The sequence below is a fragment of the Micromonospora sp. NPDC000207 genome, from assembly GCF_040300925.1.
GTDB lineage: Bacteria > Actinomycetota > Actinomycetes > Mycobacteriales > Micromonosporaceae > Micromonospora.
Window position 1 is genome coordinate 30,025 of record NZ_JBEPEQ010000029.1, and the last position, 22,723, is coordinate 52,747.

Below are 22,723 nucleotides of genomic sequence, written 5' to 3' on the forward strand. Positions count from 1 at the left end.
ATCCCGCACCACCCCACCCCGCACCGCACCACCCAGCCCGACCCATCCCGCATCCCCCCACCCCACACCACCCCGCACCGCACCACCCGAGCCCGCACCACCCGAGCCCAACCCAACCACCCACCCCACGGCACCCCGCCCACCCCGAGCCCGAGTCAACCCGAGCTACTCCTCGATCGTTGGCGCTTAAGCGACCGACTCTTCGGCGTGTCGGGTAGGTAGACAGCCAACGATCAGTCGATGTGTCAGCGGAGACAAGTGATCGGCGAAGACGGGGGTCAGCCCGGTGACGGGGGTCAGCCCGGTGACGGGGGTCAGCGGTGACGGGGACAGCCACGACGGGGGTGTCAGCGGGCGTCGACCTCGCCGATCTTCTCGGCACCGAAGGCCTCGCGGAGCAGCTGCACGGCCTGCTCCTCGCTGCTCTGGCGGGCAGCCCGCTCGTCGATCACCTCGTCCAGGGGCTCGTCCCCCGGGTCGAACCCCTCGAAGGCCGCAGCCGTCGCAGGCTGACCGTTGCCCTGGGCACCCCTGCCCCGAGGCCCGTCCCCACCACGGACCGGCCCGTCGAAGTCCGGATCGTACGGCGGCTCGCCGGCCCAGTCCGCGTCGGCGGTCTTCCCCCGAGCCGACTGTCCCCGGTCCACACCGGTCGCCGAATGCCCCCTCGTCCCGGCCGCCGCAGCGGCTGCCCGGGCCGCCGCGATGGCACTGCTGGCGGGGGCGCCGTTCCGCCCCTGACCACCGTTCTGCCCCTGACCACCGTTCTGTCGGGGCGTACCGCTCGGCACGGAGTTGCTCACTCCCGAAGCGGAATCGGAACCGGACGAATCCCCTCGACCCGACGAGCCGCCTCGACCCGACGGGCCGGTCGGCGTGCCCGCCGGACCAGGCGCCCCACCGGGTCGGGCCGCCTCCGGCCAGGCATCCTCCGACTGAGCCGGTCCCCCCTCGGTGTCCACCGAGACGACACCGCCGGGACGGGCCGCCTCCGGCCAGTCCTCACCATCCCCCGATGCCGCACCGCCGCCAGCCCAGCCGGCTCCGGACACACCGCCGCCGGACACACCGGCACTGGACGCACCGCCGCCGGACACACCGCCGCCAGCCCAACCGACTCCGGACACACCACCGCCGGACACATTGCCGCCAGCCGAACCGGCTCCGGACGCACCGGCACCGGCGGACGCACCGCTGTGGCCACTGCCGCCCTGAGCCGGGCCACCACCGTTCACCCCGGCACCAGTACCAGCAGCGGCCGCCGGACCCGAAGGTCCTGCCGGGGCCGGACCGGCCGGGGACACCGGCCGAGACACCACCGAAGCATCCCGCGACGCCGGTGCTTGTGCTGATGGCGACGCAGGTGCCGGTGCTGGTGGCGATGCTGGTGCTGGTGCTGGTGGCGGTGCCGGACGAGAGGGAGCGGCGGTAGCGCGTACGCCACCACGTTCACCGGCCACCTCGCACCAGATCTGCCAGCGCCCACCCAACTCCTCGTAGAGGGCGTCGGTGAGTACCTGTCCGTGGTCGGAGAGCATCTTGGCCAGGACCGCCGACTTGACCGTCAGCACCAGCGTGTCGCCGTCGAGGTCGCGTACGACAGCGTCGCGCATCAGCGCCGCGATCTTCTTGTGGGTTCGGTTGACCTTGCCCACGACGTCGGGCCACACCCGGCGTACGGCGACGGCGTCGAGGGCTCCCGGGGTCTGGGTGCCGGGGCGGGACGGCTCAGGGGTGGCCGGGTCCGGCATCACCGTCTCCGGTGGCACCCGTCGGGGTTCCCCAGTCGACACCGACCCACCAGGCGACCCACCAGCCGACCCACCAGGCGACCCGACGGGGGCCGACGGGGCGGAGCCACCCTGCTGGGAGCCTCCCGCCCCACCAGGCGACAGGCCACCGAGCGACGGACCACCTGGCAGAACACCACCTGGCGACGAACCACCAGGCGACGCTGTCGGGGCGGTACCCGGGACGGACGGGGTGCCCCCCGGAGCAGGCGCGGCAGCCGGGGCGGCGACTGGGGCGGGGGCGGGCTCGGGGCGTACCGCAGGGGGTGGGGTGACCGGCGCGGACCCGGGGGCGGCCGACGACAGGTCGGTGCCACCCAGGGTGATCCGGCGTTCCATCCGTTCCAGGCGCTGGAGCAGGCCGCCGGTGGAGTCGTCCGCCCCGGGCAGGAGCATCCGGGCGCAGATCAGCTCCAACAGCAGCCGGGGGGCGGTCGCGCCGCGCATCTCGACGAGGCCGTTGTGCACGATGTCGGCGCAGCGGGACAGGGTGCCCGGCCCGAGCCGCTGGGCCTGGGCGGTCATCCGCTCGATCTGGTCGGCCGGGCCGTCGATCAACCCCTTGTCGGCGGCGTCCGGGACCTGCTGGAGGACGATCAGGTCCCGGAGCCGTTCCAGCAGGTCGGAGGCGAACCGGCGGGGGTCGTGCCCGGCCTCGGCCACCCTGTCGACAGTGGCGTACGCGGCGGCACCGTCCCCGGCGGCCAGGGCGTCGCACATCTCGTCGATCAGCGCCGAGTCGGTCACCCCGAGCAGGGCGGCGGCACGGGCGTAGCTGACCCCCTCCGGCCCGGCCCCGGCGATGAGCTGGTCGAGGACGGAGAGGCTGTCCCGGGCGCTGCCACCACCGGCCCGGACCACCAGGGTGAAGACCGCCGGTTCGACGGCGACCCCCTCGGCCTGGGTGAGCTGCTCCAGGTACGGCCGGAGCACCTTCGGCGGGATCAGCCGGAACGGGTAGTGGTGGGTCCGGCTCTTGATCGTGCCGAGGACCTTCTCCGGTTCGGTGGTGGCGAAGATGAACTTGACGTACTCCGGGGGCTCCTCGACCAGCTTGAGCAGCGCGTTGAACCCGGCCGACGAGACCATGTGCGCCTCGTCGATGACGTAGATCTTGAATCGGCTGCTGGCGGGGGCGAAGAACGCCTTCTCCCGCAGCTCCCGGGCGTCGTCGACGCCACCGTGGCTGGCCGCGTCGATCTCGATGACGTCGATCGACCCGCCGCCGTCGCTGCCCAACGCCCGGCAGGACTCACACTGCCCGCACGGCTCCGGGGTCGGCCCCTGCTCGCAGTTGAGCGACCGGGCCAGGATCCGGGCGCTGGAGGTCTTCCCGCACCCTCTCGGCCCCGAGAAGAGGTACGCGTGGTTGAGCCGTCCGCTGCGCAACGCCTGCGACAGCGGCTCGGTGACGTGTTCCTGGCCGATGACTTCGGCGAAGGTACGCGGCCGGTACTTGCGGTAGAGCGCCAGTGTCACCCGTACGCCTCCTCTCGACCGGGCCATTCTGCGCCGGTCCGCCCCGGGTGACCACCCACCCCGCCGCCCCGGTGCAAGGAAGGGCCCCTGGTTAACGCATACGGTAGAGAAGGGTCCCCTTCTCACTTCGAAGGGCGGGAGCCGGGCACGCGGACCAGCCTGGAGACAGAAAGGCCTCCCGTGCACCCGGCAGAGCTCGCTTATCCTTGCTGCCTTCCGGCCCTGGGGAGGTTCACGAGGTACCGCCGCACGGGAGGTGACACCCACCCTACCCGACGCCCCGTGGATCATCAGGGGGTGGTGGGCTGGCCCACCCGGCGGGTACCTGTATCCTGGCTCGCGGAGGATTCGCCTAGAGGCCTAGGGCGCACGCTTGGAAAGCGTGTTGGGTTTACACCCTCACGAGTTCGAATCTCGTATCCTCCGCTCTCTTGAGCAACACGTACGCGAGGGCCGGCACCCGACAGGGGCCGGCCCTTCGTCATGTCCCCGGCACCTCGTAGCTGTGTCCAACCCGCGCCGGCCCACGATCACACCCCCGGCAAGCACTGACCGTGACCGCGAGCAAGCCCGTTGCTAATGATCGACGCCCGTGGAAGTATCTTGTCGCTCGCGCAGAGCGTTGCCGCTCGGGAGAAACGGGGATCCAGGTGGGCGTCTTCCTGTCTGCACTCACACCACTTCCTGCACCGACACCACGTCGACGAGCCAGGGGCCGCAGGTGGCTGCTGGCGCTCGGGGTGGCAGTCGCGACCGCCGTACCGCTGCTGGTCTCGCCGACACCGGCGACGGCAGCGCCAGAACCGGCAGCGCCGGAACCGGCAGCTGCGGCGGCGGTGTCCTGTGGGGGGCCGCTGACCTTCGGTGCGGTCGAGGAGTGCCCGGCCATCGTCGGCGGGCAGGAACACGTCTTCACCGTCACCACCACCGTCGACCACGACACGCTGGTCACGAAGCTGACCCGGGGCGACGGCACCTTCGCGCGGGGGTACGTCACCGACAGCGCCGACGAGTCGGTCTGCTCCATCAACATCGACGCTGGCGAGTGTCAGCTCGGTCCGGCCGGCACGTACACGGTGACGGTGCGGCTGCCGCACCCCACGGGTAGCGGGAACTACACGCTCTCCGTGCAGTCGACGCGGACCCCGGGCGGGTGTCAGGACCTACCGGCGGCGTTCTTCTCGTTCGCCTCGCCGGGGGTCGGTGCAACGTTGTCGGCAGGAGCGGCGGCGGACTGCTACCGGTTCGACCAGCCGACCGACTCGGTGCTCTATCTGCGGGACATGGACAGTCCTGGTGACCTCCAGGGACAGGTCCTCGACGCCGGGCACGAGAAGCTCTGCCACATCCAATACATCGACTACTGCAAACTCACCGGGCCGGGTCCGTACCGCCTCCTCCTCTTCGAGTACTACGGGACCGAAGCCGCCTACACCCTGCGGATGCCGCGGCTGTCCCAGGCCACCGGATGCCCGGCGCTGCCGTTGGCGTCCTTCGGTGACCCGGGCACCGCTGTCGGTGGTGCCACGGTCCACCGGCCGGGGGAGGTGGCCTGTCACGCGGTGGAGGCGAGCAGCACGGATCCGGTGGTGGTCCGCCTCGACCCGTTCAACGCGCAGTTCCTCCGCTGGAGTCTGTACGACTCGGCCGGTGACGAGGTGTGTGAGTCCTACGCCAACGCCCGGCACTGTCCGATCCCGTCGACCGGCGCGTACACGCTGCTGGTGAGGAACCCGCACTCCTTCATCGACCCGAGCACCTATCAGGTCGCGGTGGCGAACATCGGCGGCACCACCGGATGCGCCCCGCCTGCCGACACCTCCTGGACGCCGGACGCCCTCCAGGTGCACCAGACCTCACCGGTGCAGACCGACTGCCAGCAGTTCCACGGCGACGCCGGGGACCGGATGGTCGTCTATCGGGCACCGGAGTCGTACAACTACGTCCGTACCTGGCTGCTGGACCCGGCCGGAACGCCCGTCTGCACCGAATACACCGGCGACGAGACCGGTTGTGTCCTGCCCGCCACCGGCACCTACCGGGTGATCTCGCACCTGACGGAGTGGCGCACGGGCAGCACCGACCTGATGTACCTGATGCAGATCCGCCGTCTCTCCGACGCGGTCGGCTGCCCGACCGTCACGCTCGGCGCGTACAACGCCGTACCGGCCGGATCCCCGGCCGGTGTCCGGTGCCGCTCCCTGGAGGTCCCGGCCGCCGGGACGTACCGGGTGACGGCGTCGAACACGGCGAACGAAAGGCTCTACCCGATCGTGTACGACGCCGACGGGCTGCGGGTCTGCTCCGAGGTCAGGTGCGAGTTCCCCGCCGCCGGGACGTACACCCTGGTCCTGGACGGGAACACGACCCAGGTGGTCGACAACGACTACCTGTACGCGGCCACCCTGCTCCCCTGGACGCCGGCCTCCTGTCCGCAGGCGTCCGTCACGGGGTGGCAGGACGACCCGGAGGTGGGCACCTTCCAGGGCGTCGGGCAGCACGACTGCCGACAGTTGAGCAGCCCCGACGGCAGCCGGGTGGTGGCGATGTTGCCGGGGAACGCCACCACCGCGTCCTCACCCGAGATGACGGTGGTCGACTCGACGGGAAGCGCCCTCTGTGACGGGTGGGAGCTGCGGGAGCCGGGCTGTGTGCTGACGGGGTCCGCGCCGTACTCGGTGGTCCTGGCACCGGCGAACGGCGCCGTCGCTTCTCCGTACCGGCTGACCTTCGCCCGGGTGACCGGACCCCCGACCTGCCCGACCCTCGTCGCCGGTTCGACGGGCAGCACCGTCACCACCGGCCCGGACCGGTTCGTGGCCTGCTTCTCGATCCCCGCCGGGGACCACGCCGCGCAGGAGAGCCTCACCTGGACCCGGACGTCGGGCACCGGTCGGGCCCGGCTGCGGGTCTACGACGGTGACGGGGTCCAGGTGTGTGCCTCCGGGCTCTACGCCGTCACCCGGACGATCAACTGCACCCTGCCGACCGGGCCGCTGACGGTGCTGCTCCAGGCCGACGCGCTCGACGCCACCTACCGGGTGACCCGCTAGGAGGTAGCCCCACTCGCGGCTGTCGGCAGGTCCCCGGACCGGCCGACAGCCGTGTGTGCGTTCGGTACGGTCCCGGGCGTGGGTCACCGCCGAACTCGACCACCGACTCGTGGATCGCCGGGACGGACCCACCACCGTCGTACACATGTTCCATCCACAGCCTGTGGATGGCGAGGGAGTGGGATGAGTTACCAGCTCAGCGCGGTGGTCGCCGACGCCGACCTGCTGCGGGAGCAGACCGTCGACCTGGACCACGCGGTCCTCGCCGCCCTACGCCAGGACTTCGCGCTGCTGCCTGTGACACCGCAGCTGGTCGAGGAGATCACCGGTACGCCGCCGGACTTCGCCACCGTCGACCCGACCGCCGAGCACCCGTTCCACCTCCTGTTCCCGCCCTCCTTCACCGAGTTGCTGCGGGGCTGGTCCGGGTTGGGTCCGGTGGCCTACCTGGAGGCGGAGTTCCGTGGGGGTGCGGGTCGCCAGGCGGCGGTGGTGTGGCTCGGCGGGGAGGTCGGGTTCGGCCCGGTCTTCGACGACGTCCTGGACGACCCTCGGGTGGACTGGCCGATCAACGCGGCCCTGCACCGGCTCGGGGTGGAACCGGGCCGGTGGATCGACCCCTTCGCCGAGGTGGGGCTGCACCTGGAGCGGAACACCGCCGGGTGGCTGGCGCACGGACGGCGTGGACTGAGCGCCGACTACTGGGACGACCTGGCCGAACGGTGGGAAGAGGAGGAATCTCGCCCCCGACCAGCAACCTGAACGCCCTCGTCACGTTGGGGACTGGGGGATTCCATGAAATTGCGACAATTCGTCTTTATCACTACGCTGCTCGCGGCTGCCTGGATCGCCGGCAGCGGACCTCGGCCGACAGGTCCGGCCCCGGCCGAGACCGAGCCGACGAACGCGGAACCGGTCGGCACCATCGAGGTCGTCGACCTCAACGGCCTGCCGGACGTGGCCTTCGGCGACACCGAGGAGGAGTTGGCCCGTCGAGGCGTACTCCGGCCCGAGGTCGACACCTGCGGTCCACTGCTCACCGGACACGAACGGGCCAGCCCGATCTTCATCGACGACCGCCTCGTCCTGATCTGGGCGGGTGAACCGATGGCCACCCCGGAGGGGGTCACCATCGGCACCCCCCTGCCCGAGGCGCGAGCCCGCTACCCGAAGGCGAAACGCCTCGAAGCTCCACAGGGGACGTACCGTTTCGACGGGCTGCTCGCCCGACGGGGTGACCGCGCGTACCTCTTCCTCCACGACGGCCGACAGGTCCAGAAGGTGATCGCCGGGTACGCCCACTGGGCGCGGCGTCTCTTCGACGAAGGCCACGGCCCCTGCTGAACCCGGCGAAGACCCCGCCCCCGCCGAGGCGGCAGGCATGAACGGGGAACGCCCGGTCGGTCAGTGGACCGGGCGGGCGTTCCCGTGTGTCTGCGTCGTCAGTACCAGAGGCCGCCGCTGTTCGGGGCGACGACCCGGGAGCCGTAGGTCTGGAGGACCATCCGGTCGGTGTTCAGGGACCGGCCGCTCCACGAGGTGGTCTTCGGCACCAACCCCGTCTTCGCGCCGTGGAAGACGGCCACCATCCCGGAGCCGTACCCCTTGGTGTCCCCGGCGACCTCCTCGTTGTTCGCCGTCACGATCGCGTCCAGCCCGCCGGTGCCGTTGAGGTTGAGCAGCGCCACTGCGGACCCGAACCTGTCGTCCTTCTCCGGTGCCCCCGGAACCACCGAGTGTCCCTGGTCGAAGCCCTGGGCGCCGCTGCCGGTGAGCCCGGAGGCCGAGCCCTTGAGGAGGGTGACCATTCCCGCCTCGGTGGTCTTGCCGATCGCCTCGCCCGGCGATCCGACCAGCACGTCGGCCCGGCCGTCGCCGGTCACGTCCCCGACCGCGAGCGTGCCGCCGAACTGGTCGTTGTACTCCGGGTCGCCCGGCACCCCGGCGGTCCGCTGTCCGATGATCCGGACCGCCTTGTTCGACAGGCCGCCGGACCGGCCGGTGAAGGCCACGACGAGACCGCCGTAGAGGTGCGGCGTCTGGGAACGCGGGGCACCGGCGATCACCTCGGCGAGGCCGTCACCGTCGACGTCACCGGCGGCGAGGCTCTCCCCCAGGTACCAGACGTAGTTGTCCTGGCGTCCGGTGGCCTTCTGCAACGCCCCACCGGTGACGGAGGTGGCGCCGGTGGTGCGTACCCCTGAGGCGGCGCCCCACATCAGGGTGACCATCCCGCTGCCCGGGGTGGGCACGTCGCCGTCGTTCTCCCAGGGCGCGCCGATGACCAGGTCCGCGTACCGGTCCTTGTTGAACTTCCCGATCGCGAGGGTACGACCGAACTGGTCGTTGCGTTCCGCCGAGCCCGGGACGGCGGCCTGGTCCTGGTGGAACTGCTGGGCTCCGGTGGCGGTGAGACCCGTCGTACCGCCGTAGAGGACGGTGACCGCCCCGGCCCGGTCCTTCGTCCCGATCGCCTCGCCTGCGGCCCCGATCGCGAGGTCGTCCCGGCCGTCGCCGTTGATGTCCCCGGCGGCCAGGGCGTTCCCGAACCAGTCGTAGTTCTCCGCCGCCCCGGGCACCCCGGGGGAACTCTGGTTGAAGTGCTTCGCCGCGTCGAGGACCAGCCCGTTGCGGCTGCCCGGCACTACCCAGACCCCGCCGGCGCGGGTCCTGTTACCCGGGTCGACCTCGTCGGAGTCACCGATGGCCAGGTCGTCGTACCCGTCTGCGTTGAAGTCCCCGGCGACCAGGGCGTCACCCAGGGATCCGCCGCTGACCTCGGGTGTCGCCACCAGGGCGCCGATGAAGTAGTCGACCTGTGGGGCCGACGAGTACCTCACGACCACCACCCCCGAGGCGTAACGGGGACCCGTGAAGGTGTGGGTCCTGCTGGAGACGGCGATGTCGTCGACCCCGTCGCCGTCGAAGTCGGAGCGGGTCGCACCCGTCCCCTTCATCGGGGTGGTCGCCTTCGCCACCCGCTGGAACTGGAGGACGACGCCCTCCCTGGTGATGGTCCGGAACTCGCTCGCCGCCTGGACGGGAGCACTCACCGCCAGCCCGGCCAACACCGCCAGCACCGACACCCCGGCAATTCTGCGCAACACAACCTCCGCTCGCCCTGTGCGGACGACAGCGTAGAAGCAGAAGATCGAAGATCATATGACCGTACGGTCAGAACCGCCCGACCCGATCGCCCAGGACCACGACACAGCACGGCACGAAAGGCAAGTGTCGATTAGCGGACTCGACCGGAGGTTGCCCGACACCTTCGGCAACCCTAGCGTGACGCCATGCGTTCGAGGGTGATTCGCCTATGGGGCTGGGTAACTGGAAATTCCATCGACGACAGGTGGAGCCAGGTCGTCGACGACAACAGTCAGAACTGGCATCCCGATTACATTCGCAGCCTCATTCTCGACGCCGAGGAGAAACTGCACCTCCAGCAATTGTGGCGCCGGGTCGGCGTGGCCTGGGTCTTCGGCGGTAACCTCGTCCTCCTGGCGGCGGCCACCGCCGCGCTCCTGCCCGTCGTCGACGGACTGTCCCGTTTCGCCACCCACCTGTGCGTCGGCCTCGCCGTGTCGCTGATCGTCTCACCGGCCCTGCTGTACTGGCAGTACAAGCGGATGAGGCGGACCCGGATAGCGATCAAGAAGTTGCACGTCGTCCGGCGGCGCGTCCAGGCCGGAGTGGACACCGCCACGGCCACCGGCAACGACGACGAACTGGCACTGCGAGCGCAGAAGCGCTACCGCGACGACGTCCCCGACCTGATCTCACAGTTCCGCGAGGACGCCGGCAGGACCCGCCGGATCCACAACCGTTTCCAGAGCGTCATCATCATCGGCTCGGTCGCCACCTCGGCGATCGCCACCGCCTCGGTGGCATTCAGCCAGGCCCGGTGGTTGACAGTCGCCGCCAGTGCCGCAGTGGGACTGTCCGCCGGATTCACCGGATACTTCAAATACCACGAGCGGGCCTTCAACTCCCAGCACACGGCCGACGCGATCGAGCGGGAGTACGAGGCCGTCGAACTCCGCGTCGGCAAGTACGCCAACATGGACGAGTCGAGGGCGTACACCCTCTTCGCGGACAGCGTCGAACGACTGCGCGACGAGCAGAACAAGCGGCAACAGCAGCTCGACCAGCCCGCCGAGGTCAAACGCGAGGAGTGACCCGCCCCCGCCGACGCCCCGGCCGGGTCCTGACCGACCGGCCGGGGGTGAGGGAGCCTGCCCCGCCACGACGCTCCTTCGGGAAGGCAGTCAGCAAAGTTTCGCTAAAAACCACGCTTTGCCCATCACAGCTAAACCGGCCTCCTGTGGCAAACTTTCGCTCATGGCGACCAACTTTGAGCAGGACTTGCTAGAGCGGGCGTTCGACGCGCTCCGCGCGCTGCTCGACGAGGGCGACAGCGGCTTGGAACTCAAGCCCTACCCCACTGCGTTGCCTGACAGTGGCCGTGATGCCGCGTGGGAGATCACCGCCCCCAACCACACGGCCCAACTGCTGGTGGAGGCGTTTCGACGTTTCACCCCGCGCGACGTCGACCGAGTCCTCGGGGGGATCTCGCCCCTCGTCCGCAAAATCATGCGCGATCCACCCATTCTGGTCGTGGCACCATGGCTGAGCTCACGTGCACGTGACCTGCTTACCGAACGCGGCATCAACTATCTCGACCTGACAGGCAATGTTCGGCTGAGGGTGGCCAGGCCCTCGATCCTCCTCCGCCTCGAGGGCGCCCAACAGGACCCCGATCCGCCTGCCAAGCCCCCGGTGCGGCTGCAAGGAGCGAGCATCAACGGTCTGATCCGGGTGTTGGTGGACTACGAGCCGCCCTACCGGATGGTGGAGTTGGCCCGAGCCGCTCGACTGAGCAACGCCTACGTGTCGCGGGCGTTGGAGACCCTGGACGGGGAGCGGCTCATCGGACGGCCACCCGGAAGCAAAGTTGTGACGTCGGTCGATTGGCCGAACCTCCTACGGGCCCGTGCCGCCCTGTACGACATGTTCAAGACGAACCGGGGGCGTGGCTACATCTCACGAAGCGGTCCAAGGCACGTTTACCGCCAGCTTGCCAAGGTGCAGGACGATCAAGCCGTGGTCACCGGTTCTTTCGCTGCAAGTGAGTTCGTTCACCTCGCCGCACCTGCACAACTGGCCCTGTACGTGCCCAACGCCCAGGATTTCGCGCAACGGTATGAACTGATGCCTGCACGGCAGAGCGCCAACGTCGTGCTGTTGGATGCTGCCGACGAGTCCCAGCTTGAACGGGCGCGCCAGGCCGACCAAGGCGCGTTCCACGTAGGAGTATCACAGGCTGCCTTGGATTGCCTGGCCGGCAACGGACGCATGCCCGAGGAGGGTGAGGCGCTCGTGGAGTGGATGATCCGAAACCAGACGGCCTGGCGTAGACCGGAGCTGCCAAAACGTGATTAACCTCTTGGCGTGACCGCTACTGAATCGCTTCACGTCGATGCCGCGGACCCGCTCTACGTCGCAGCACGCCGTGTCCTACTCGACGCGCTGGAAGCACTGGACGACCACCTCGGCGCTGTCATCCTCGTTGGCGCACAGGCGATTTACCTGCAGGTGGGTGAAGCTGATCTCGAGATCACGGTCGCGCCCTTCACGACCGACGCTGACCTGGGCATCGACCCCGGGCGCCTAGGTGCCGACCCTCGCATCGCTGAAGCGATGACGGAGGCCGGCTTCACCCTGAAGGAGAAAAACAGCGGGGGAATCGAGCCTGGGACATGGATCGCGACTACGCAGGTAGACCATCTCCAGGTCCCCGTCCCTGTCGACCTACTCGTCCCCGAGGCGTTCGCCCCCCTGCGGGGCAAGCGGGACGCCCGCCTGCCAGACCACGGCAAGAACGCGACTCGATGGACGCCCGGTCTCGAGCCATGCCTATTTGACAACACCGAGAGAACGATCGCCAGTCTGGAGCCGGACCAGGACATGAGAACTGCAACCATCCGCGTGGCGGGTCCCGGTGCCCTTCTCGTGGCGAAAGCCCACAAGCTTGCTGAACGTCTGGCCGACGAGCAGCGAGACAAGCCCCACCGCGTGAAGGCGAAGGACGCCGGCGATGTCGTTCGCTTGATGCGAAGTCCGACACCCCCGGATGCGGTCGGCGCTCGGCTCGCGAACATCGCTCAGGACAAACTGGCTGGACCCAGCGTGATTCAAGGCGTTCAGCGGCTGGAAAAACTGTTCGGGACTGGACGGAGTCGCGGTGTCGAGTTGGCCGTCACCTCGCTCGCCGGCGCACTCGACGAGGATTTCATTCGGGAGTTGGCTCCTGGCTATATTGCGAGTCTCATGGATGCCTACCGAGGTTTCAGGACCACAAGCACGTCAGACGTGCAGGGCAAAGGCCAGGGGTTGGACCGGGGCTGACGACCCTGAGACCACAAAGCAGAACGCCCGGTGGGTCCTGACGGACCCGACCGGGCGTTCTCGCATCTCACGAGCGGTGGTGGCGGGATTTGAACCCGCGGAGGGCGTAAACCCTCACACGCTTTCGAGGCGTGCTCCTTAGGCCACTCGGACACACCACCGCCGAGAAGGCTACAGCAGGACCCGTACGGACGCCGAACCGGTATCCCCACCCACGGCCTGGCAGGATCGTGGCCATGAGTACGCACATCGGCGCGAAGCCGGGAGAGATCGCCGAGCGGGTCCTGATGCCGGGTGACCCCCTGCGGGCCAAGTGGATCGCGGAAACCTACCTGGAGGACGCGACCTGCTACTCGACAGTCCGGGGGATGCTCGGGTTCACCGGCCGCTGGAACGGGGTGGACGTCTCCGTCCAGGGTTCCGGGATGGGGATGCCGTCGGCGAGCATCTACGCCCACGAACTGATCAACGAGTACGGCGTGAAGAGCCTGATCCGGGTCGGCTCCTGCGGGGCGCTGACCGAGGATCTCCACCTGCGGGACGTGTTGGCGGCGAGCGGGTCGTCGACCGACTCGAACATGAACCGGATGCGCTTCGACGGGCTGATCGACTACGCCCCGGTCGCCGACTTCGGGTTGCTGCGTACCTCGGTCGAGGTGGCGGAGCGGCGCGGCGTCGCCATGCGGGTCGGACCGGTCCTGGCGGCGGACGCCTTCTACACCGACCGCCCCGACCTGTACGACACGCTCGCCGACTACGGCGTCCTGGCGGTGGAGATGGAGTCGGCGGCCCTCTACACCATCGCCGCCCGGTACCGGGCGCGGGCGCTGACGGTGCTGACCGTCAGCGACCAGATCAAGACCGGTGAGAAGTCCACCGCCCAGGAGCGGGAGCAGGGCTTCGGTCAGATGGTGGAGATCGCCCTCGACACCATCGTCGCCTGACCCGTCAGCGGAAGAAGGCGCGCAGGACCGCCGCGTTCTCGGTCTCCAGGACCCCGCCGTAGACCTCGGGGCGGTGATTGAGCCGGCGGTCCCGCACCACGTCCCAGAGGGAGCCGACGGCCCCCGTCTTCGGTTCCCAGGCCCCGAAGACCACTGTCGAGATCCGGGCCAGCACCAGCGCCCCCGCGCACATGGTGCAGGGTTCCAGGGTCACCACGAGGGTGCAGTCGTCCAGTCGCCACCGGCCGAACCGGGCCGCCGCCCGGCGCAGCGCCAGGACCTCGGCGTGGGCGGTGGGGTCGCCTGTCGCCTCCCGCTCGTTGCGTCCGACTGCCACCTCGGTGCCGTCGGGACCGTAGACCACCGCCCCGACCGGCACGTCCTCGCCCGCGACGGCGACCCGGGGTTCGTCCGCGCCCACGTCGGGGCCGGTGACGGCGACCTCCAGGGCCCGTCGCATCCAGCGTTCGTGCCGCTGCCGACGGCCCACGTCGGGTGGCCCGGCGAGCCCCTCGCTGGCACCCGGCCCACCCCGACCGGGGTCAGACCTCACGCAGGTCCTCGACCTCGTCGGCGCAGCCCAGCACCTGGCACACCTCGACCGTGACGTCGGCCGGCAGCATCCCCTCGTGGGCGCAGAGGGCCAGCAGCCGCTGCGCGGAGACACCCAGGTCGGCGAGGAGGTCCGCCTCGCCCACCGGATCGGCCTCCGGGTCGACGGCGGGCTGCTCGTTGTCGTCGTCCCCGTGGGACGTCGGTCGGGGCTCGTCGACGTCCTCAAGTCCGGTGACGGAGGTCTTCAGGTCACCGACGAGCATCGCGCCCAGCCGGGACTCCTCCGCGAACGCCGAGTCGGAGCCGAAGATCCGCAGGTCCTCGCCCTGGTCCAGGCGCAGGACCACCAGGTAGGCGTCGTCGGCCTCGACGAAGAGCAGGGAAAGGTCGGCGTCCGGGTCGACGTCCCGGAGGCGTTCGGCCACCTCGTCGACATCGGTGGCGCCACGCAGGCTGACCTCGGCAGCGGTCCAGCCGCTGTCGTCACGTACCACTGCCGCAGCGAAGTACGACACGGTCCCCCCAAGATTTCCCCACGCCGACTCGTACGCGTGCACGGTAACCGGTCAGGTCGGCGGGCGGCTCGTCAACTCCCCGATAGCGTGGGTAAAGCTGCGGAAACGGATGGACGGGGACGGGTCAGCCGACGACCCGACGCCGGATGGCGATCAGCTGTCGGAGCTGTGCCGAGCGGCTCCGCTGGGGCTTCTCCCGCTGGCGGGCCGCTCTGGCCCCGGCCAACTCGGCGAGGAGTTGGAGGCGGCGGCGGCTACGGTCGTCGGGGTCGAGCCGCGGAGTGGTCCAGGCCATAATCCCGAGGGTCGCCCAGTCCCGGCGGTACGTCAAGACGATGTTCCCGACGCCGCCGAGGGCCACCGGAGAACCACTGTGAGCGAGCCCGACTCACCACAACGGCCAGTCTCCGGTACCCGACCAGCGCAGCGCCACCACCGCACCGGCGATGCTCCATCCGCCGGAGGTGACTATCGCTATTCCGGTGGCCACGCCCCGGTCACCGAACCTGACCAGCAGGAGTGCGGCCAGCCAGGCCAGGACGCAGGCGAGCGACGTCCACCGGGCATAGCCGGCCAGGTCCGAGCCGAGCAGGCCGAACAGCACCAGCCAGGCGGCGGCCATGGCACCCCCGGCGGCGACCCCGCTGCCGGTGACCTGGTGCGGTTCGCGGTAACTCGGGCGCGACGGTGGTGCCGACGGGAACAACCCCGACGGGGTACGCGGTCCGGGGCGTACGCCGCCTGCCGTCGGATCGGGGCGGAAAGCCGGGTGGGTCATCGCGGTCGCTCCTCGTGCCGTCGCCGCCCTGGTCACCGGGACACGCGAACGATTCGACGTCCACGAGACCCCGGTCCACGGTAGCTGTCTGCCAGGATGACCGGATGCGCCAGTCTTCCGTCGTCCACCGCCGTACCCGGTCGGTGTACCCGGTGTTGCTCCTCGCGGTGGTGACGGTGGCTGCCGGCTGCGCGACCAGCCGGGAGGTCCCGCAGTCCCAGCCCGGCACCCCCTCGGCACCACTCACCGCCGACCAGCCCGCCCCCGGGGGTCCGACGGAAGCCGCCCCGACGGGTCCGTCCGGCACCCCGTCCCCCTCGGCCACGAGGTCGGGCCTGCGGCATGTCTTCCCGGTACGCGCCGACGTCGTCGACTACCACCCGACCCATTCGGCGTACCCGGGAACCGACCTGTTCGCCGACTGCGGGGAGCCCTTCGTCGCCGTCACCGACGGGGTGGTCCTGGAGGTCAGCCGGGTGGACCGCTACGAGAAGCGGGGGCCGCAGGGGCCGTACAACGGTGGTCTGTCGGTGTCGCTGCGCGGTGACGACGGCGTCCGGTACTACGGCTCCCACCTGAGCGTGATCGCCACCGGCATCGACGAGGGCAGCCGGGTCCGCGCCGGCCAGCAGCTCGGCCGGGTCGGTCGGACCGGCAACGCCAACAACGTGTGCCACGTGCACTTCGGCATCTCCCCGCCGTGCAATGGCAAGGACGACTGGTGGATCCGGCGGGGCGTGGTGTGGCCGGCGAAGTACCTCGACTCGTGGCGTCGGGGCAACAACCGGGCACCGGCCGCCGAGGTGAACCGGTGGCAGCGTGAGCACGGTTGCCCCCGCGAGCCGTGACCCGGGCGTAGATTCGGATCCGTGAGCGACCGGGATCCCATCGCCGACCTGCGCCGAATCGCCTTCCTGCTGGAACGGGCCAACGAGGCGACCTACCGGGTACGCGCGTTCCGGTCCGCCGCCGCAGCGCTCTCCGCGCTGTCCGCCACCGACGTCGCCGAGCGGGCCCGGAACGGCCGGTTGACCGAGCTGCCGGGGGTGGGCGACGTGACGGCCCGGTGCGTGACGGAGTCCCTCGAAGGTGCGGAGCCGGTCTACCTGCGTCGCCTCCTGGCCACCGAGGGGCTCGATCTGGACGCCGAGGCGACTGCGCTACGGGCGGCGCTGCGCGGCGACTGCCACACCCATTCGGACTGGTCCGACGGGGGTTCCCCGATCGAGGAGATGGCGCTCGCCGCCGTGGAGTTGGGCCACGAGTACCTGGTTCTCACCGACCATTCGCCCCGGCTGAAGGTGGCCCGGGGGTTGACCGCGGACCGGCTCCGCCGCCAACTCGACCACGTGGCGCGGCTCAACGCCGAACTGCCGCAGGGGTTCCGGATCCTCACCGGCATCGAGGTGGACATCCTCGCCGACGGCTCCCTCGACCAGGACGAGGAGCTGCTGGCCTGCCTCGACGTGGTGGTCGGGTCGGTGCACAGCGGCCTGAACGACGAACCGTCGAAGATGACCCGGCGGATGGTGACCGCGATCGCCAACCCGCACCTGGACATCCTCGGCCACTGCACCGGACGGATGGTGTCGTCCCGACCCGCCGGGGTGGTCGGCCCCGGGGACCGAGGTCACCGGGGCCGTACGCGGAAGGAGAGCGACTTCGACGCGGACGCGGTCTTCGCCGCGTGCGCCGAACACGACAAGGCCGTCGAGATCAACTCACGCCCGGAGCGGCAGGACCCCCCGAAGCGGTTGATCCGTCGGGCCCTGGAGGCGGGCTGCCGGTTCGCTATCGACACCGACGCGCACGCCCCCGGTCAGCTCGACTGGCAGCGGTACGGCTGCGAGCGGGCGGCCCGTTGCGGGGTGCCCGCCGAGCGGGTGGTCAACTCGTGGCCGGCGGACCGACTGACGGAGTGGGCACTGCGACACTGACCACGTCGCCCGCGCTCGGCAGACTCGACCGGACCCGTCGCCACCGGACGGCCCCACCCTGGATGATCATCACCCCGACCAGGACGACGAGGGCGCCGACCGGCTGGTACCAGGTCAGCCTCTCGTCGAGGAACAGGACACCGGCCACGACGGCGAAGATCGGGATCACGTACATCACCGACGCGGCGAGACTGGCCCCGACCTGCCGGATCAGGCGCATGTTCAGCACGAAGGCGAAACCGGTGGCGAACACGCCCAGCACCAGCACACTGGCCAGCACCTCCACCGACAGTCGGGTCGGTGCCGGTGGCGTACCCCCCGTCGGCACGAGCAGGGCCATCAGCACCGCTCCGACCAGCAGCTGGCCCGCCGTCAGGGACAGTTCGCTGTGCGTACTGTCGGCGAGGAAACGCCGCTGGTAGGGGATCGCGAAGCCGAAGCAGGCCGCCGCCGCGAAGGCGAGCAGTTGACCTGTCAGGTGCGCCCCGCCGACGCCCTGCCACACCCCGAGCACCACGAGCACCCCGGCGAAGCCCACCCCCAGCCCGACCGCCCGCCGGGGGTCCAGCCGTTCCGTGCGAAACAGCAGCACCGCCATCGGCAGCACGACGAGTGGGCTGGTGGCGTTCCAGATCGCCGCGAGCAGCGAATCGATCCGCTGCTCGCTGTAGGCGAGCAACGGCAGGGGCAGCACCAGCTGGAACATCGCCACGACGGTGAGGTGCAGCCAGGTGCGGGGGTCGGTGGGCAGTCGGTCCCGGAGTACGGCCAGCAGGACCAGCATTGCCACGGCGGCGGTGGCGAGCCGGTAGGCGGACAGGTGAACCGGGTGCAGTTCCCCGACGCCGATCTTGATGAAGAGGTAGCCCGAGCCCCAGATGGCGGCGAGGACGACGAAACCTGGAAGCCAGGCCCGCCGGCTGGTTCCACCGGCAGCGATCGATGACATCACAGTGGACACTGTGCGCCCCGCACCGGGCGGTTGTCGCCGGTCCGGCGGGCACAGTGGCCAGTTACACATCGACTACGGACAGTAGGAGTCGGGCGGGTTCTCCCCGACCCGCCCGACCCCGTGTCCGACTGCCCGCAAGTCTGGCCGAGCAGGTATCCCGAACCCGCCGAACAGGGTCGACAACCTGGCCGCCCGGTCACGTAGGGTCGCCTGGTGGGACGAATCGATGACCTCGCCAACCGGTACGTGGACGACTGGGCCGCAGTCAACCCCGTCGGTGCCACGTACGTCGGTGTCGCCGGCTACGACGACCGGCTCGACGACCTGACCCCGGCCGGTTTCGCGACCCAGGCCGACCTCACCCGGCGCACCCTCGCCGACCTCGACGCCACCGAACCCGAGACGGAGCGGGAGCGGACCGCCAAGGAGGCCATGCAGGAACGACTCGGCCTGCAACTGGCCCGGTTCGACACCGGCGAGGCGTCCAGCGAGATCAACGTCATCACCAGCCCCCTCCACGAGATGCGGATGGTCTTCGACCTGATGCCGACGGAGGGGGTCGAGGCGCAGGCCAACATCGCCGCCCGACTCAACCGGTTCGCCGGGGCGCTCGATGGCTACAAGACCACGCTGCGCGAGGCGGCAGCCGCCGGACAGGTCAGCTCCCAGGTGCAGATCACCGAGGTCGCCAAGCAGTGCGACGTCTGGACCGACCCGGCCGGCGACAACTTCTTCCACGGACTGGTCGAGCGGCTCGCCGCCGAGGGGACCATCGGCGCGGAACTCCGCCGGGGAGCAGCAGCGGCGACCGCCGCCACCGCCGAGTTCAGCCGGTTCCTGCGTACCGAGTTGGCACCACGGGGCCGGGACAAGCAGGCCGCCGGGCGGGACCGGTACGAACTGGCCTCGCAGTACTTCCTCGGCGCCCGGGTCGACCTCGACGAGACGTACGCCTGGGGGTTCGACGAACTGGCCCGCCTGGAGGCCGACATGCGCGTCGTCTCCAGCCGCATCGCGGGGCCGGGCGCCACCACCGACGAGGCCGTCGCCGTGCTCGACGGCGACCCGGCCCGGACGGTGCACGGCAAGGAGGCGTTCCGGGACTGGATGCAGGAGCTGGCCGACCGGACGGTCACCGACCTGAACGGAAGCCACTTCGACATCCCCGAGCAGATCCACCGGATCGAGTGCCACCTCGCCCCGACCAGCGACGGGGCGATCTACTACACCGGCCCCAGCGAGGACTTCTCCCGTCCCGGACGGATGTGGTGGGCCGTCCCGACCGGGATCACCAGCTTCTCCACCTGGCGGGAGGTGACCACCGTCTTCCACGAGGGCGTCCCGGGTCACCACCTCCAGATCGGGCAGACGGCGGTCCGCGCCGACCTGCTCAACCGGTGGCAGCGGCTGCTCTGCTTCTCCTCGGGGCACGCCGAGGGGTGGGCGCTCTACGCGGAGCGGCTGATGGAGGAGTTGGGCTACCTGGAGGAGCCGGGCGAGAAGCTCGGCATGCTCGACGGCCAGGCCCTCCGTGCCGCCCGGGTGATCGTCGACATCGGCATGCACCTGGAGCTGACCATCCCGAAGGACAACCCCTTCGACTTCCACCCCGGCGAGCGGTGGACGCCGGAGCTGGGCTGGGAGTTCATGCGGGCGCACTGCCGGGTGCCGGAGGAGAACCTCCGGTTCGAGCTCAACCGCTACCTGGGCTGGCCGGGGCAGGCTCCGGCGTACAAGGTGGGTGAGCGGATCTGGCTCCAGGCCCGCGAGGACGCCAAGGTACGCAAGGGTCCCGACTTCGACCTCAAGCGCTTCCACCAGCAGGCACTGGACCTGGGGCCGCTCGGGCTCGACCCGCTGCGTCAGGCGCTCGACCGGCTCTGACTCACCGTCACGCCGGCAGCGCAGAGGCGAGCCGTCCCCCACACCAAAACAGCCCGGATACCCCCATCGTGGGCGCCGGAGCGGGACGGCGGATGCCGCGACGGCCGACGGTTCGTTACCGTAGTTGTCTTCATGGGGGAACGCTCCGCCCATGCGGCACGTCCCGATCGAGGTGACCTTGACTCTGTACGGTGAACCGCCCTCGCCTGCCGCCGACGACCGGCCAACCGTGCAGGTCACCGCGGTCAACTGGCCGGTCGGCGACGGGCCCGCCGGGCCGCCGAAGCCACCCGCCGGTGGACCCGGCGGCGGTACGTCCTCCGCACGACGTCGACGCCTCCTTGTCGTCGGCGGGGTCACCACAGCCGTCCTGGCCGCCGCCGTCGGAACCGGGGTCTACGCGTACCGCGGAGACGTGCCCCGGGGCACCACAGTCCTCGGTACGGAGGTCGGCGGGCGGAGCAAGACGGAGGCCGCCGGTGAGCTGCGGGCCGAGCTGGACCGCCGATCCGGCACCCTCAACTCCCCGCTCAGAGTGGTGGTCGGCGAGAACACCGCCGACATCGACCCGGCCGACGTCGGGCTGACGGTCGACGTCGACGCCACTGTCGCCGCCGCCGCCGACGCCGACGCGCCCGCTGTCAGTCGCCTCGTCGGCTCCCGCTCGGTCGAACCGGTGGTGACGGTGGACCCGGACCGGCTCGACGCCGCCCTGAAGAAGGTGCTCGGCAAGCAGGGCCGGAAGATGACGATGCCGGCGATCAGCTGGAAGGGCACCACGCCCCGGCCCCGACACCCCGAGCCCAGCCTCACCCTGGACAAGCAGCGTTCCGTCGAGGCCGTCCGCGCCGGGTGGCTGGCCGGGCAACCGGTGACCGTCCCGCTCGTCGAGAAGCACCCGGCGACCACGGCCGAGGAGGTCGACCAGATGGTCGACCAACTGGCCCGGCCTGCGGTCGCCAAACCGGTGACCCTCCGCACCGACGAGGGCTCGGTACGCATCCCACCCGCAGCGATCGCCAAGAGCCTGCGGTTCACCAGCGACAAGGCCGGCAAGCTGACCGCGAAGGTCGACGTGAAGCGGCTGCGCAACGCCATGGGCGGCAAACTCGCCTCGGTCGAGGTGAGCCCCCGTAACGCCCGGATGGCGGTCACCGCGAACAAGCCGAAGGTGGTCGACAGGGGCCGTCCCGGTCAGCAGCTCGACACCGGCACCCTCGGCAAGGATCTGCTCGCGGTCCTGCCGAAGGCGGACGGGCGTACCGTCTCGGTCGACCTGAAGCCGGTGCAGCCGGAGGTGACCCCCGAGAAGATCGCGGAGCTGGGCATCAAGGAGAAGGTCTCCACCTTCACCACCAACTTCACAGGCGGCCTGGGCTCCCCACGCAGCAAGAACATCGTGCAGATCGCCAAGGACGTCGACGGGACGGTGGTGCTGCCCGGTGAGACGTTCTCCCTCAACGGGCACACCGGCGAGCGCAGCTACGCCCAGGGCTACCACGACGCCCCCGTCATCATGGACGGCAAGCTCGTTCCCGGCGTCGGTGGCGGCACCTCCCAGTTCACCACCACCCTGTTCAACGCCACCTACTACGCCGGGCTGGAGGACGTCGAGCACAAACCGCACTCGTACTGGTTCAGCCGGTACCCGGCGGTCATCGAGTCGACAATCTTCTGGCCACACCTGGACTTCAAGTTCCGCAACAACACCAAGTACGGGGTCCTCATCGACACCTCGTACACCGGAAACTCGATCACCGTTTCGATCTGGAGCACCAAGATCTACGACAGTGTGAAAACCGAGTACGGCCCCCGGCGGGACATCACCAAACCGAAGACCGTCTACCTCGAGCCCGGCCCGTCCTGCATCCCCGCCAACGGCATCGACGGCTTCGCCCAGGACGCCTTCCGGGTCATCAAGAAGGACGGCAAGGTCGTCAAGCGAGAGAAGTTCAGCTGGCGGTACGACGCCGAACCGCGCTTCATCTGCGGCCGGAACCCCAACTCCTGACCCCCGCACCCAACTGCACCCCAACTGCACCACGACTGCGCCACCCCGCAGCCCCGAGGCCCCGCCGGCAGCCTGTGCCGGCGGGGCCTCACCCCGTCGAGACCTCGGCCCTCGGAGAGGCCCCAGCGCTGAGACGGTTGTGGCCCTCGTGGGGCCACCCGGGGACCCAGGGGCTGGGAGGCCACCGGACCGGGGCTGGGTGGCCGGCCCTCCGTGCGGGCGGGCTGCAGCCCGGACCGCGGGGCAGCCCGGGTCCGGTCGCCCGGCCCTCCGTGGCGGCCAGTCCGTGGCCCGTGGCCCGTGCGCCCAGTCCGTGGCCCCTGGCCCGCGTGGCCCGTGCGGCCCGTCCGTGGCCCGTGCGGCCAGTCCCTGAGCCGCGTGGCCCGCGTGGCCCGCGTGGCCCGTGGGCCGCGTGGC

18 protein-coding genes, 2 tRNA genes and 1 other RNA gene are annotated in these 22,723 nt (G+C 70.3%); 12 read left to right on the plus strand and 9 right to left on the minus strand.

All coding sequences use genetic code 11. The features are described 5' to 3' along the window. Positions 1-347 precede the first annotated feature (347 nt). Complete coding sequence (locus ABT336_RS09890) at positions 348-3,269, minus strand: DNA polymerase III subunit gamma and tau (protein WP_350896143.1); 2,922 nt, start codon at positions 3,267-3,269, stop codon at positions 348-350. Positions 3,270-3,438: 169 nt separating this feature from the next. Next, positions 3,439-3,528: signal recognition particle sRNA small type (ffs, locus tag ABT336_RS09895), an RNA gene on the minus strand. Positions 3,529-3,610: 82 nt separating this feature from the next. Here ffs and ABT336_RS09900 point away from each other — a divergent pair. The 4 genes from ABT336_RS09900 to ABT336_RS09915 all read left to right on the plus strand — a co-directional run bounded on the left by ABT336_RS09900 (position 3,611) and on the right by ABT336_RS09915 (position 7,666). Continuing rightward, positions 3,611-3,695, plus strand: a tRNA-Ser gene (locus ABT336_RS09900). Positions 3,696-4,009: 314 nt separating this feature from the next. Then, positions 4,010-6,322: a hypothetical protein gene (locus ABT336_RS09905; protein ID WP_350896144.1), complete on the plus strand. Its 2,313-nt coding sequence runs from the start codon at positions 4,010-4,012 to the stop codon at positions 6,320-6,322. 183 nt (positions 6,323-6,505) lie between these two features. Further along, positions 6,506-7,084 (plus strand): hypothetical protein, encoded by a 579-nt coding sequence (locus ABT336_RS09910; protein ID WP_350896145.1) that lies wholly within the window; start codon positions 6,506-6,508, stop codon positions 7,082-7,084. Between the two features lie 33 nt (positions 7,085-7,117). Then, positions 7,118-7,666, plus strand: a complete 549-nt coding sequence (locus ABT336_RS09915) for a hypothetical protein (protein ID WP_350896146.1) — start codon at positions 7,118-7,120, stop codon at positions 7,664-7,666. Between the two features lie 98 nt (positions 7,667-7,764). Here ABT336_RS09915 and ABT336_RS09920 read toward each other — a convergent pair whose 3' ends face one another. Then, positions 7,765-9,426 carry a hypothetical protein gene (locus tag ABT336_RS09920; RefSeq protein WP_502891145.1) on the minus strand — a complete coding sequence of 554 codons (1,662 nt, stop codon included), beginning with the start codon at positions 9,424-9,426 and terminating at the stop codon, positions 7,765-7,767. Between the two features lie 189 nt (positions 9,427-9,615). Between ABT336_RS09920 and ABT336_RS09925 the strand changes: the two genes are divergently transcribed. The 3 genes from ABT336_RS09925 (at position 9,616) to ABT336_RS09935 (ending at position 12,730) form a co-directional block, all read left to right on the plus strand. Further along, entirely contained in the window at positions 9,616-10,500 is an 885-nt protein-coding gene (locus ABT336_RS09925; RefSeq protein WP_350896148.1) for a DUF4231 domain-containing protein, read from the plus strand. Positions 10,501-10,663: 163 nt separating this feature from the next. Further along, positions 10,664-11,764 (plus strand): hypothetical protein, encoded by a 1,101-nt coding sequence (locus ABT336_RS09930; RefSeq protein ID WP_350896149.1) that lies wholly within the window; start codon positions 10,664-10,666, stop codon positions 11,762-11,764. Between the two features lie 9 nt (positions 11,765-11,773). Next, complete coding sequence (locus ABT336_RS09935; protein ID WP_350896150.1) at positions 11,774-12,730, plus strand: hypothetical protein; 957 nt, start codon at positions 11,774-11,776, stop codon at positions 12,728-12,730. Positions 12,731-12,804: 74 nt separating this feature from the next. Here the strand turns inward: ABT336_RS09935 and ABT336_RS09940 are convergent. Continuing rightward, positions 12,805-12,891: transfer RNA gene (locus ABT336_RS09940), tRNA-Ser, on the minus strand. 75 nt (positions 12,892-12,966) lie between these two features. Here ABT336_RS09940 and deoD point away from each other — a divergent pair. Then, positions 12,967-13,674, plus strand: a complete 708-nt coding sequence (deoD, locus tag ABT336_RS09945; RefSeq protein WP_350896151.1) for a purine-nucleoside phosphorylase — start codon at positions 12,967-12,969, stop codon at positions 13,672-13,674. 4 nt (positions 13,675-13,678) lie between these two features. Here deoD and ABT336_RS09950 read toward each other — a convergent pair whose 3' ends face one another. The 4 genes from ABT336_RS09950 to ABT336_RS09965 all read right to left on the minus strand — a co-directional run bounded on the left by ABT336_RS09950 (position 13,679) and on the right by ABT336_RS09965 (position 15,522). Further along, positions 13,679-14,134, minus strand: a complete 456-nt coding sequence (locus ABT336_RS09950) for a nucleoside deaminase (protein WP_350896161.1) — start codon at positions 14,132-14,134, stop codon at positions 13,679-13,681. Positions 14,135-14,216: 82 nt separating this feature from the next. Then, positions 14,217-14,744 (minus strand): tRNA adenosine deaminase-associated protein, encoded by a 528-nt coding sequence (locus ABT336_RS09955; protein WP_350896152.1) that lies wholly within the window; start codon positions 14,742-14,744, stop codon positions 14,217-14,219. A gap of 124 nt (positions 14,745-14,868) precedes the next feature. After that, positions 14,869-15,105 carry a hypothetical protein gene (locus ABT336_RS09960; protein ID WP_350896153.1) on the minus strand — a complete coding sequence of 79 codons (237 nt, stop codon included), beginning with the start codon at positions 15,103-15,105 and terminating at the stop codon, positions 14,869-14,871. Positions 15,106-15,132: 27 nt separating this feature from the next. Next, positions 15,133-15,522: a hypothetical protein gene (locus tag ABT336_RS09965; protein ID WP_350896154.1), complete on the minus strand. Its 390-nt coding sequence runs from the start codon at positions 15,520-15,522 to the stop codon at positions 15,133-15,135. 104 nt (positions 15,523-15,626) lie between these two features. Between ABT336_RS09965 and ABT336_RS09970 the strand changes: the two genes are divergently transcribed. Together ABT336_RS09970 and ABT336_RS09975 are read left to right on the plus strand one after the other, a co-directional pair. After that, on the plus strand, positions 15,627-16,370 hold the full coding sequence (locus ABT336_RS09970) for a M23 family metallopeptidase (RefSeq protein WP_350896155.1): 744 nt from the start codon (positions 15,627-15,629) through the stop codon (positions 16,368-16,370). A gap of 21 nt (positions 16,371-16,391) precedes the next feature. Beyond that, positions 16,392-17,459, plus strand: a complete 1,068-nt coding sequence (locus tag ABT336_RS09975; protein WP_350896156.1) for a PHP domain-containing protein — start codon at positions 16,392-16,394, stop codon at positions 17,457-17,459. Here ABT336_RS09975 and ABT336_RS09980 read toward each other — a convergent pair. Then, a complete protein-coding gene (locus ABT336_RS09980; RefSeq protein WP_350896157.1) occupies positions 17,410-18,408 on the minus strand; it encodes a DMT family transporter in 999 nt (332 codons plus the stop codon). The two genes, ABT336_RS09975 and ABT336_RS09980, sit on opposite strands and share 50 nt — an antisense overlap. A 216-nt stretch (positions 18,409-18,624) precedes the next feature. Here ABT336_RS09980 and ABT336_RS09985 point away from each other — a divergent pair, with 216 nt between their 5' ends. Together ABT336_RS09985 and ABT336_RS09990 are read left to right on the plus strand one after the other, a co-directional pair. After that, positions 18,625-20,295, plus strand: coding sequence for a DUF885 domain-containing protein (locus tag ABT336_RS09985; protein ID WP_350896158.1), 1,671 nt, complete (start codon positions 18,625-18,627; stop codon positions 20,293-20,295). Positions 20,296-20,467: 172 nt separating this feature from the next. Further along, positions 20,468-22,306: a VanW family protein gene (locus tag ABT336_RS09990; RefSeq protein ID WP_350896162.1), complete on the plus strand. Its 1,839-nt coding sequence runs from the start codon at positions 20,468-20,470 to the stop codon at positions 22,304-22,306. Positions 22,307-22,723: the final 417 nt, after the last annotated feature.

Coding starts and splice junctions, on each gene's coding strand:
- ABT336_RS09930 (WP_350896149.1), top strand. CDS start 10,664: ATGGCGACCAACTTTGAGCAGGACTTGCTAGAGCGGGCGTTCGACGCG.
- ABT336_RS09925 (WP_350896148.1), top strand. CDS start 9,616: ATGCGTTCGAGGGTGATTCGCCTATGGGGCTGGGTAACTGGAAATTCC.
- ABT336_RS09915 (WP_350896146.1), top strand. CDS start 7,118: ATGAAATTGCGACAATTCGTCTTTATCACTACGCTGCTCGCGGCTGCC.
- ABT336_RS09965 (WP_350896154.1), bottom strand. CDS start 15,522: ATGACCCACCCGGCTTTCCGCCCCGATCCGACGGCAGGCGGCGTACGC.
- ABT336_RS09980 (WP_350896157.1), bottom strand. CDS start 18,408: ATGTCATCGATCGCTGCCGGTGGAACCAGCCGGCGGGCCTGGCTTCCA.
- deoD (WP_350896151.1), top strand. CDS start 12,967: ATGAGTACGCACATCGGCGCGAAGCCGGGAGAGATCGCCGAGCGGGTC.
- ABT336_RS09970 (WP_350896155.1), top strand. CDS start 15,627: ATGCGCCAGTCTTCCGTCGTCCACCGCCGTACCCGGTCGGTGTACCCG.
- ABT336_RS09950 (WP_350896161.1), bottom strand. CDS start 14,134: ATGCGACGGGCCCTGGAGGTCGCCGTCACCGGCCCCGACGTGGGCGCG.
- ABT336_RS09910 (WP_350896145.1), top strand. CDS start 6,506: ATGAGTTACCAGCTCAGCGCGGTGGTCGCCGACGCCGACCTGCTGCGG.